The organism is Acidovorax sp. HMWF029, assembly GCF_003060895.1.
Lineage (GTDB): Bacteria > Pseudomonadota > Gammaproteobacteria > Burkholderiales > Burkholderiaceae_C > Acidovorax.
In genome coordinates, this window is record NZ_QAIH01000142.1 from 17414 (window position 1) to 27859 (window position 10446).

A 10446-nucleotide genomic window follows, 5' to 3' on the forward strand; every position below is an offset into this window, starting at 1 on the left:
TCGATCGTGATGTCGGCCTTGGAATAGAAGGCGGCGCGCCCGTCCAGGATGCGTTTGAGGTCGTCCATGGCTTCCTTGCTGGCCGCCATGGGGCGCATATCGCCCTGGGCGACCACGCGGCCCATGTGCTCTTCGGGGGCGGCGCGCAGCCAGACGGTAGTGCAATGCGCCAGCAGCTCATTGAAGGTGGCGGGATCCGACACAATGCCGCCCGGGGTGGCGATCACGACCTCGCTGTGGATCTGGATCGTCTCTTCCAGTGCCCTGCGCTCATAGCGTCGGTAGGCCGTGGTGCCATAGAGGTCGTGGATCTCGCGCACGCTGCAGCCTGCCAAGCTCTCGATCTCGCGGCTCAGCTCGATAAAGGGTACATCGAGTGTGTGGGCCAGCAAGGGCCCCAGGGTGGACTTGCCAGCACCCCGCAGGCCCACCAGTGCAATGCGCCCTTGGCGGGCAGTGTCATTGCTGCCGCCGCTCAACATCTCATGCAGAGCCAGGCGTACGCGGCGCAACTCAGGCTCGCTGCGGTGTTCCAGCAGCTCGCGGATCAGCAGCCATTCAGGCGAGCGTGTCGTGAAGTCCCCCGCAAGCTCGGCCAGCGAGCAGTGCAAGGCACCTGCCACCTGCTGGAGCACCAGGATCGAAGCATTTCCCGTGCCGTATTCCAGGTTGGCCAGGTGCCGTTCCGACACATCGGCCGCCAGGGCCACGGCCTTGCGGGTCAGTCCCCGCTGCGCGCGCAGGTTGCGCACCCGTTCTCCCAATGCCACCAGCACGGGGTTCTTGGGTTGTTCGGCCACGGCAGTGGCCGTTGCGGTTGTTGGCAGTCCCATTCCTGCCTCTTCTTGTTCATTCATACCCATCCTCGTGCGCCGAGTTTCGTCCTCATTTTTTCTCAGGGAAAATACCACATGTGCACTATATTGCTTGATGCTGCTTAAGTGGCAAACTATCGTTCATGTTTTGCAACATACTGCATGTTTCAGGGTGGCGCAAGGACATGGGTCAATCCCGATGCCTCCGCGCTTTCGTCCCTGACGTCTTCATCTGAAACACCCATGTCCACTAAAGCCCTATTTCACCAGACCCTTGCCGCGCTGACGGGCCAGATCGCCGGACGGCCGCTGGATGCAGCGTTGGCGCGCTGGCTTAACCAGGTCCACGGTCCGGGAAGTGATGTGTACGAGCAGCTTAAGGATGCGTGCACGGTGGGGGTGCGCGAAGGCTGGTTGTGTGAGCGTGCGGCTGGTGGCATCCGCTATGGCCGGGTGTTCAAGCCCGAGGATGTCTTGCACCGGTTCTCGGTGGATGTGGTGGACATGCAAGACCTGGCGGGCCCGCACCACACACATCCGAACGGCGAGATCGACCTGATCATGCCCATCGATGGCAGCAGCGCCTGCTTTGACGGTTGGCCCGCAGGCTGGTGTGTCTATGGACCTGGCACCTCCCACTGTCCAACCGTGGCCCAAGGTCGTGCCCTGGTGCTCTACCTCTTGCCCGAAGGGCAGATCCAGTTCAGCAAATGAAGCATCCCCTGAGTCGTTTCCTGCCTTCCCCTTCTCTCGCCTTGCTGCGCGTGTCGGGAGGGCGTGCGGGGCTCGGCCACGCCATTTGCATGCATCGCGGTGAGCGCGCAGCGCGATGGATTGCTGACAACCCGCCATTTCTCTCCATGGATCTGTATGACTGAACTTCTCTCCAACTATGCCGCTGGTCGCTGGCAAGCCGGTACTGGCAACGGCACGCCGCTGTTTGACCCCGTGCTTGGCAACGAACTGGTGCGCGTGGATTCCACAGGCCTCGACCTGGACGAGACTTTTGCCTTTGCGCGCCAGCAGGGCGGCGCTGCCTTGCGCGCGCTAACCTACCGCGAGCGCGCCGCGCTACTCGCGGCCATCGTGAACGTGCTGCAGGCAAACCGCGACGCCTACTACGAGATTGCCACCGCCAATGCTGGCACGGTCAAGAACGACTCGGCCGTGGACATCGATGGCGCCATCTTCACGCTGGGCCAGTACGCCAAATGGGGTGATGCCCTTGGCGATACGCGTGCGCTGCGCGATGGCGAGGCGGTGAAACTGGGCAAGGAGCCTGTGTTCCAGTCGCAGCACCTGCAGGTGCCCCGGGAGGGTGTAGCGCTGTTCATCAATGCCTTCAATTTCCCGGCATGGGGGCTGTGGGAGAAGGCCGCGCCAGCCCTGCTGTCGGGCATGCCCGTCATCGTCAAACCGGCCACGGCCACCGCATGGCTTACGCAGCGCATGGTCCGTGATGTGGTCGATGCCGGGGTGCTACCCGTGGGCGCGCTGTCGGTTATCGCCGGAAGTTCGGCGGGGTTGATGGACCAGCTCCAGCCGTTTGACGTGGTGTCCTTCACGGGCTCGGCCGAGACGGCTGGTGCCATCCGCGCGCACCCTGCTGTCACCCACCGATCGGTGCGCTGCGGTATCGAGGCCGACAGTCTTAACAGTGCTGTATTGCTGCCAGGCGAGGCGCCGGGCAGCGAGGCCTTCAACCTCCTTGTGCGCGAAGTGGTGCGCGAGATGACCGTAAAGTCCGGCCAGAAGTGCACAGCGATCCGCCGCATCCTGGTCCCTGCCGAGGTCTACGACGCAGCGGCCGAGGCCATCGGTGCCAAGCTCGCCGGTGTCACCGTGGGCAACCCGCGCAACGATAGCGTGCGCATGGGGTCGCTGGTGAGCCGCGCCCAGTTGGCCTCGGTGCGTGAAGGCTTGGCCATGTTGTCGGCTCATACCCGGGTACTGCACGACGGACGCGACCGTCCGCTGGTGGATGCCGACCCAGCTCTAGCTGCCTGCATCGGCCCCGTGCTGCTGGGCGCACGCGATGCCGATACTGCGCAGCTGGTGCACGACGTGGAGGTTTTCGGCCCCGTGGCCACGCTGCTACCTTACCGCGACAGCGCCCACGCCGTGGTGCTGACGCAGCGCGGTCGGGGTTCGTTGGTCACATCGCTCTACGGACGTGATGAAGCCGCGCTGACTCGGATCACCCTGGCGGTAGCCGGCAGCCACGGTCGTGTCCACGTCGTTACGCCGGATGTAGGGCGGGCCCACAGCGGCCATGGCAATGTGATGCCCATGTCGCAGCACGGCGGCCCGGGCCGTGCGGGCGGTGGCGCCGAACTGGGCGGGCTGCGCGCGCTGGACTTCTACCACCAGCGCAGCGCCGTGCAGGCCAGCCCCACTGTGCTGGCGGCGCTGGGTTTGCCCGATCTGGCGTAGCCCGCTTTTTTGCGCAGGCCCTTTCCTTACAAGAACCACGGAGACATCCCCATGACCAGCCTGCCGGAGCATTTCAACTTTGCGGAGCACCTGTTCGCGCTGAACCGCGCGCGCGGTGACCGGATTGCCTACATCGACGACCACGAAACCCTGAACTACAGCGCCCTGGAGGAGCGCGCGCGCCGCCTGGCGGCGGTGCTGGTGGGGGCCGGTGTGCGGCGCGAGGAGCGGGTGCTGCTGCTGATGCTCGACACCTGCGACTGGCCTGCAGCCTTTCTGGGCTGCCTGTACGCCGGGGTGCTGCCAGTGGCCGTCAACACCTTGCTCAAGCCCGAGGACTACGCTTACATGTTGTCCCACTGCCGCGCGCGGGCAGTGCTGGTGTCGGGGGCTTTGCTGCCAGTGCTGAACGATGCCATGGAGCGGCAGCCTCACGAGGTGGGCGTGTGCGTAGTGTCGCAGCCGCAGGGGCCGCTGCCTGATGGGGCGCTGGACATGCGGGCCGCCATCGCCGCTGCGGCACCCCTGGCGGCGCCCGCTGCCTTGGGGCCGGATGCGCCCGGTTTCTGGCTGTACTCGTCGGGCTCCACAGGCAAACCCAAAGGCACGGTCCACACGCACGGCAACCTGTGGTGGACGGCCGAGCTGTATGGCAAGCCGGTACTGGGGCTCACGGACCAGGACCGGTGCTTTTCGGCCGCCAAGCTTTACTTCGCCTATGGCCTGGGCAACAGCCTCACCTTTCCCCTGTCGGTGGGGGCAACGGTGGTGCTGATGGCCGAACGCCCTACGCCCGAGGCCACCTTCGCGCGCTGGACGCAGCACCAGCCCACGGTGTTCTTTGGGGCGCCCACGGGCTTTGCAGGCATGCTGGCCTCACTTAGCCTGCCGCCGCGCAGTGCCGTGTCGCTGCGCATGTGCTCGTCGGCGGGCGAGGCCCTGCCCGCCGAGCTTGCGCAGCGCTTCAAGGCCCACTTTGGCTGCGACATCATCGACGGCATCGGCTCTACCGAGATGCTGCACATCTTTTTGTCCAACCGCCCGGGGGATGTGCGCTACGGCACCACGGGCAAGCCCGTGCCGGGGTATGAGGTTTCGCTGCGCGGTGAAGACGGGCGTGAGGTGTCTGTAGGAGAGATTGGCGACCTGTACATCCTGGGCCCCAGTGCCGCACTGCTGTACTGGAACAACCGCGAGAAGACCCGCGAGACCTTCCAGGGCGCTTGGACCAAGAGCGGCGACAAATACGTGCGCGATGCGGATGGTTACTACACCTACGCCGGGCGCAGCGACGACATGCTCAAGGTCAGTGGCATCTATGTATCGCCTTTTGAAGTGGAGGCCACGCTGATGCAACACCAAGCGGTGCTGGAGGCCGCCGTGATTGGCGCGCAGGACGCTGATGGCCTGACAAAGACCAAGGCCTTTGTGGTACTCAAGGAAGGGCAATCGGCCACCCAAGAGGACCTCAAGGCCTTTGTGAAGGAACGCCTGGCCCCCTACAAATACCCACGCCTCATCGAGTTTGTGCCCGAACTGCCCAAGACCGCGACGGGCAAGATCCAGCGCTTTCGGCTGCGCGAGCGCGAACAGGGGCAACGGCCATGACAGCCGTGGCCGATACCCCGCGCAAGGTTTCCGTCGCATGGCGGCAGCGCACCGTGGAGGTGGAGTACGCGTGGATAGCGCCCGAGCGCACGGCAGCGCCGCTGGTGGTGTTCCTCCATGAAGGCCTGGGGTCGGTCGCCATGTGGAAGGATTTCCCGCAGCGGCTGTGCGAAGAGGGGGAATTCCGGGGGCTGGTCTTCTCGCGTCCTGGGTATGGTCGGTCCACCCCGCGCGCGGCGGACGAGGTGTGGGGCGTGGACTTCATGCACCAGCAGGCGCACGAGGTGGTCCCCGCCTTTCTGGATGCGCTCGGTGTGCGGGGCGCCCCCTGGCTGTTCGGCCACAGCGACGGTGCGTCTATTGCGCTGCTGTTCGCTGCGCGGTTCCCGGAGCGCGCGCGCGGCCTAGTGCTGCTGGCCCCGCATACTTTTGTGGAAGACGTGACGGTGGAGAACATCGAGCGCACGAAGGATGCCTACCTGCACACCGACCTGGCTTACAAGCTTTGCCGCTATCACGACGACCCCGGCTCGGCTTTCTGGGGCTGGAACCGCATCTGGCTGGACCCCGCCTTCCGCGCCTGGAACATCGAGTCCGAGATCGCCGCCATCCGCGCGCCGGTGCTTGCCATTCAGGGGTTGGACGACGAATACGGCACGCTGGCGCAGATACGTGGCATTGCGCAGCAGGTGCCGGGAACCCGTTTGCTGGAGCTGCCCGCCTGTGCCCATTCACCACACCGCGATCAGCCCGGGGCTGTGATCGCGGCCACCGTGGCCTTCATCGCGGCCTCCGATTCGTGACACGCATCCCGCGCTGCAGGCCGTTGTAGCGGTACGGCTACTCCACTTTGCGGCGCAAGCCCTCCAGGTTGGTGACCGTGATGCCGCCGTACTCGATCTCCAGCAGACCCGCCGCCTGCAAGCGCTTCAAGGCCGCGTTGCAGCGCTGGCGCGACAACCCCGAAAGGTTGGCGATCTCTTCTTGCGAAACCTGCAGGTGCGGGTCGGTGCCAGGGTGCAACCAGGGGTGGAACAGGCCCGCCAGCGCCCGCGCCACCTGGCTGTCGGTATCGAGCAGGTGGTAGGCAGTGAAGTTGCCCAGAAACCAGTGCAGGCGCTCGTTGATCTGGCGCAGCAGGAAGTGATCGAAACTGCGCTCGGTAGCATGTAGCCACTCGAAGGTCTCCACTGGCATCAGTGCAACGCGGCTGGGGCGCAACGCAATGATGTCGGCGGTGCGCGGGCTACCGCGCAGCAGGGTGCCTTCGCCAAACCAGCTGCCCGCCGACAGCCCGCCCAGCGTGACCGAACGGCCATCGCTCGAGGTCACCGTCCACTTGAGCAGGCCTTCGATGGCGCCGTACCAGTGCAAGGGGGTGTCGCCAAGTCGGCACAGCGCACCTCCCTGGGGCACATCCACCTCGCGCAGCTCATCGCGCACACGCGCCTGCGCGGCGCTGTCCAGCAGCGGAAACCAGGCCGACGCTGCGAGCAGATCGTCCATGGTGGGGGGCGTCACTTTGACCAACATGGTGGGCATTCTCCTGTGTGCTGCACCGTTCAAAAGGCAGGCCCACGTATACCCTGAGTCGAAATGTCGTCGGGATGACTGAATGGGCTGGGCTGGGAAAAAATAATCTGCAGCACTAGCATTTTCCGCCACACACCGTGATGACCCAGCGCAAAGTCTTCGACACCACAGCCCTTGGCTTAGGAGGTGACCTGTCGGCCGTGAGACCCGCGTTGGCGCACCACTGAGCCACCCCCTTTTCATCGCCACAAAAAACCACCCGCAGGAGACACAGGATGATGTACACACGCCGCCACTTCATGAATCAACTGGGCAGCGCTGCTGCGCTCACAGCCCTGTCGCCTCTGGCCGCGCAGGCCCAGGTGCTTGAGCAAATCAAGGTCCTTTACGGTTTTCCGGCAGGTAGCGCGGGCGACAGCGTGGCACGCCGGGTGGGCGAGAAGCTGGCTGGCTCGCCCTACACGCGCAACGCTGCCGTGGTAGAGAACAAGCCCGGCGCGGGCGGGCGCATTGCGCTGGAGTCGCTCAAGGGGGCCCCTGCGGACGGCACGGTGCTCACGCTCTCGCCGTTCTCTTGCACATCGATCTACCCCCACATCTACAACAAGCTGAGCTACGACCCCGTGAAGGACTTTGTGCCGGTGTCGATCGCTGCGGTGATGCACCACGGGCTGGCCGTGGGGCCGCTGGTGCCGGCGTCGGTCAAGACGGTGAAGGACTTCCTGGCCTGGGCCAAGGCCAACCCTGGGCAGGCCAACTACGGGTCCCCCGCAGCAGGCTCCACGCCGCACTTCATTGGCGCTCTGCTGGGGCTGAACAATGGGGTGGAACTCAAGCATGTGCCTTACCGGGGATCGATCCCGGGTGTGACGGACGTGGTGGGCGGGCAGATCGCTTCCATGGTCACGCCGAGCGGCGACTTTATCGCCAACCACAAGGCGGGCAAGTTGCGGCTGATTGCCACCTCGGGTATGGCGCGGTCCCCTTTCTCTCCCGAGGTGGCTACGTTTGCCGAGCAGGGCTTTCCAGAGCTAACGACCGAGGAGTGGTTTGGCTTTTATGCCCCGGCCCGCACTCCCCCTGCCGTGGTAGCTGCTGCCAATGCAGCCATCAATGTTGCCATCAAGGAGAAGGCCGTTATCGACAGCTTGGCTGTGGTGGGGCTGATCGCCAAGGGGTCAACTCCTGGCGAGATGCAGATATCTCAGCAGGCCGAGTTCGAGCGCTGGGGGCCGCTCGTCAAGAAGGTCGGTTTCACGGCTGAGTCTTGATCGCACCAGGAATCCAACGCATGGATCAGACTGTGAACCGCGTGGCCGTTGTGGCCACCGGCGTCATTGGCACGAGTTGGGCTGCGTACTTTTTGGCGAAGGGCCTGGACGTGGACGCCTGGGACCCTTCGCCAGGCGCGGATGAGCGCCTGCGTGCGGCCGTGGTCGCGCACTGGGAGGCCTTGTCGCGCCAGGGGTTGGCGGACGGGGCCCACCTGGATCGCCTGCGCTGGCATGACCGGCTGGAGGACGCGCTGGTGCAGGCCGACTTCGTGCAGGAGAACGGGCCTGAGCGGCTGGACGCCAAGGTGGAGTTGTTTCGCCGCATGGATGTTGCTGCTCCGGCGCATGCCATCCTGGCATCCAGCACATCGGGCCTGGCCGTCAGCGACATCCAGCAGGCCTGTGCGTGGCCCGAGCGGGTGGTGCTGGGCCACCCGTTCAATCCGCCGCACATGATTCCTCTGGTGGAGGTGGGCGGCGGCCAGCGCACGGCGCCCGAGTCGGTTGCGCAGGCTATGGCGTTCTATGCCCACATTGGCAAACGCCCCATCCATGTGCGACGCGAGATCAAGGGGCACATTGCCAACCGCCTGCAGGCCGCGCTTTGGCGCGAAGCCTTTCACCTCTTGAACGAAGGCGTGGCAACCGTAAGCGATATAGACACCGCCATCACGCAGGGCCCTGGCCTGCGGTGGGCGTTGATGGGACCGTTCATGAACCTGCATCTGTCGGGTGGCGAAGGCGGTATTGCGCACCTGTTGGCACACCTGGGCGGGCCCATCGAGGACTGGTGGCGCGACCTGGGCGCCCCATCCATGGATGCGGCCCTGCAGCGCCAAGTGGTCGATGGCGTAGCGCAAGCGTTGGGCACGCGGCAAGCCGCTGAGCTGATCCGCGCGCGCGATGCACTGTTGATCGACCTGCTGCGCGCCAAGCAATCGTCAGGTGCGCAGGACTGATGCACCCTGCACACAGAAAAAATCCTGCGAGACAACACCATGCACCCCGTATTTCTTGACGACGAAGACCAGATAGCGCCACCACGCACGCTGCGCCAGACCCTTGGCGATGGCTCGTTCACTCTGCGCTCCCCCGAGGCGCTGCGCCCCTACGCCCGCTGCGTAGGTGAATGGCTGGAACGCTGGGCGCTGGAGACGCCCGATACGCTGGCCCTGGCCGAGCGCGACGCGAGCGGCGGACACTGGCGTGGCCTGAGCTACGGGCAGCTGCGCCGCGAGGTGGGCGCGGTGGCCCAGTCGTTGCTGGACATGAAGTTGACAGCCGGACGCCCGATTGCCATCCTGTCCGACAATGCGGTGGACCATGCCGTTCTCATGTTGGCGGCCATGCATGTGGGCATCACACCCTGCTCAGTGTCCAGTGCCTATGCGCGCTCCCAGGACCCTAGCCGCCTGCACAGCATGCTGGCAGTGTTGGAGCCCAGCCTGGTCTATGCCTCCGATGCGCAGGTCTATGCGCCAGCGCTGGCCGGCTACGGCGGGGCGGTGATCAAGGTCTTCAGCCGCCATGCTGACCGCTGCGCGGGCGCGCTGGCGTTTGAGCAGCTGCAGCGCGGGCAGGAGACAGCCGCCGTGCGCGAGGCGTTTGAAGCGCTCGACGCCGATGACCATGCCAAGTACCTGCTCACCTCCGGCTCCACCGGACGGCCCAAGGTGGTCATCAACACGCACCGCATGCTGTGTGCCAACCAACAGATGATGGCCCAGACCTGGCGCTTTCTGGCCCACGAAAAGCCGGTGCTGGTCGATTGGCTGCCCTGGAGCCACACCTTTGGTGGCAACCACAACCTGCACATGGTGCTGTGTCATGGCGGCACGCTCTACATCGACGAAGGGCGGCCGGTACCCGGGCTCATCGACAAAACCGTGCGCAACCTGCGCGACGTACGGCCCACCATGCTGTTCAACGTGCCCCGGGGCTTCGACATGCTGCTGCCGTTCCTAGAGTCCGACGAGGCCCTGGCGGCCCAGGTGCTGGCACGTGTGCGTCTGGCCTTTTACGCAGCAGCCGCACTGGCCCCCTCCACCTGGCAGCGGCTGGAGGCGCTGGCCCACCGGGTGCGCCCCGCACAGCCGCTGTGGCTGACGACCTCGTGGGGCGCGACCGAGACCGCCCCCGCCGTGACCACCGCCCACTGGCGCCTGGAGGGCGCGGGCTGCATCGGGGCGCCGCTGCCGGGGTTGGAACTCAAACTGGTGCCCAATGGCAGCAAGCTGGAGATGCGGGTCAAAGGCGTTTCGGTGTTTGCGGGCTACCGCAATGCGCCCAGCGAGACAGCCGCCGCCTTCGACAGCGAAGGCTTCTACCGCATCGGCGATGCAGGCTATCTGGCTGACGCCGAGCGACCCGAGCGGGGTGTGGTGTTCAACGGACGTGTGGCCGAGGATTTCAAGCTGTCCAGCGGCAGCTGGGTGTCGGTGGGCACGCTGCGGGTGGAGCTGGTTTCGCAGCTTGCGCCGCTGGTGCAGGACATCGTGCTCACGGGCCACAACCGGGACGAGGTCGGGATGCTGGTGTTTCCGTCGGCAGCGGGTGTGGCTGATGGGCCCAGGCTGGAGGAGGCCTTGCACGTGCTCATGCGTGCGCGGCGCAAGGCAGGGGCAGGGTCTTCACAATGCCCCACGCGGGCGCTGGTGATGCGGGAGCCACCCGATGCCGATGCGGGTGAGATTACCGACAAGGGCTACATCAATCAGGGGGCTGTGTTGTCACGCCGCGCAGCAGCGGTGGCTGCGCTCTACGCCGAACCCGCTGCTGCGGGG

9 protein-coding genes are annotated in these 10446 nt (G+C 65.5%); 7 read left to right on the top strand and 2 right to left on the bottom strand.

Annotation, left to right across the window (positions count from 1 at the left end):
* The coding region (locus DBR12_RS09800; RefSeq protein ID WP_108617065.1) for a helix-turn-helix transcriptional regulator at window positions 1–857 on the bottom strand (857 nt) is incomplete at its 3' end.
* A gap of 201 nt (window positions 858–1058) precedes the next feature.
* Between DBR12_RS09800 and DBR12_RS09805 the strand changes: the two genes are divergently transcribed.
* From DBR12_RS09805 to DBR12_RS09820, 4 genes are all read left to right on the top strand, one after another.
* Window positions 1059–1529, top strand: coding sequence for a DUF4863 family protein (locus DBR12_RS09805; RefSeq protein WP_108617066.1), 471 nt, complete (start codon window positions 1059–1061; stop codon window positions 1527–1529).
* A 156-nt stretch (window positions 1530–1685) separates the two neighbouring features.
* The gene (locus DBR12_RS09810; protein WP_108617067.1) at window positions 1686–3248 is read left to right on the top strand and encodes a 3,4-dehydroadipyl-CoA semialdehyde dehydrogenase; all 1563 of its coding nucleotides are present in this window, start codon (window positions 1686–1688) and stop codon (window positions 3246–3248) included.
* A gap of 51 nt (window positions 3249–3299) precedes the next feature.
* The gene (locus DBR12_RS09815) at window positions 3300–4856 is read left to right on the top strand and encodes a benzoate-CoA ligase family protein (protein WP_108617068.1); all 1557 of its coding nucleotides are present in this window, start codon (window positions 3300–3302) and stop codon (window positions 4854–4856) included.
* Window positions 4853–5659 carry an alpha/beta fold hydrolase gene (locus DBR12_RS09820; RefSeq protein WP_108617069.1) on the top strand — a complete coding sequence of 269 codons (807 nt, stop codon included), beginning with the start codon at window positions 4853–4855 and terminating at the stop codon, window positions 5657–5659. The genes DBR12_RS09815 and DBR12_RS09820 overlap by 4 nt, the downstream gene beginning before the upstream one ends.
* 37 nt (window positions 5660–5696) lie before the next feature.
* On the opposite strand, the gene DBR12_RS09825 is transcribed toward DBR12_RS09820, so the two are convergent.
* Complete coding sequence (locus DBR12_RS09825) at window positions 5697–6389, bottom strand: Crp/Fnr family transcriptional regulator (RefSeq protein ID WP_108617074.1); 693 nt, start codon at window positions 6387–6389, stop codon at window positions 5697–5699.
* A 278-nt stretch (window positions 6390–6667) separates the two neighbouring features.
* On the opposite strand from DBR12_RS09825, the gene DBR12_RS09830 reads away from it, so the two are divergent.
* The 3 genes from DBR12_RS09830 to DBR12_RS09840 all read left to right on the top strand — a co-directional run.
* Window positions 6668–7660 carry a Bug family tripartite tricarboxylate transporter substrate binding protein gene (locus tag DBR12_RS09830; RefSeq protein ID WP_108617075.1) on the top strand — a complete coding sequence of 331 codons (993 nt, stop codon included), beginning with the start codon at window positions 6668–6670 and terminating at the stop codon, window positions 7658–7660.
* A gap of 20 nt (window positions 7661–7680) precedes the next feature.
* Complete coding sequence (locus DBR12_RS09835) at window positions 7681–8622, top strand: 3-hydroxyacyl-CoA dehydrogenase NAD-binding domain-containing protein (protein WP_108617070.1); 942 nt, start codon at window positions 7681–7683, stop codon at window positions 8620–8622.
* A gap of 39 nt (window positions 8623–8661) precedes the next feature.
* Window positions 8662–10446 (top strand): feruloyl-CoA synthase (locus DBR12_RS09840; protein ID WP_108617071.1); only part of this gene is annotated, 1785 nt, incomplete at its 3' end.

What these genes read in the sequence shown, in the direction of transcription:
- DBR12_RS09830 (WP_108617075.1), top strand. Translation starts at nt 6,668, where the DNA reads ATGTACACACGCCGCCACTTCATGAATCAACTGGGCAGCGCTGCTGCG.
- DBR12_RS09815 (WP_108617068.1), top strand. Translation starts at nt 3,300, where the DNA reads ATGACCAGCCTGCCGGAGCATTTCAACTTTGCGGAGCACCTGTTCGCG.
- DBR12_RS09825 (WP_108617074.1), bottom strand. Translation starts at nt 6,389, where the DNA reads ATGTTGGTCAAAGTGACGCCCCCCACCATGGACGATCTGCTCGCAGCG.
- DBR12_RS09805 (WP_108617066.1), top strand. Translation starts at nt 1,059, where the DNA reads ATGTCCACTAAAGCCCTATTTCACCAGACCCTTGCCGCGCTGACGGGC.
- DBR12_RS09835 (WP_108617070.1), top strand. Translation starts at nt 7,681, where the DNA reads ATGGATCAGACTGTGAACCGCGTGGCCGTTGTGGCCACCGGCGTCATT.
- DBR12_RS09820 (WP_108617069.1), top strand. Translation starts at nt 4,853, where the DNA reads ATGACAGCCGTGGCCGATACCCCGCGCAAGGTTTCCGTCGCATGGCGG.
- DBR12_RS09810 (WP_108617067.1), top strand. Translation starts at nt 1,686, where the DNA reads ATGACTGAACTTCTCTCCAACTATGCCGCTGGTCGCTGGCAAGCCGGT.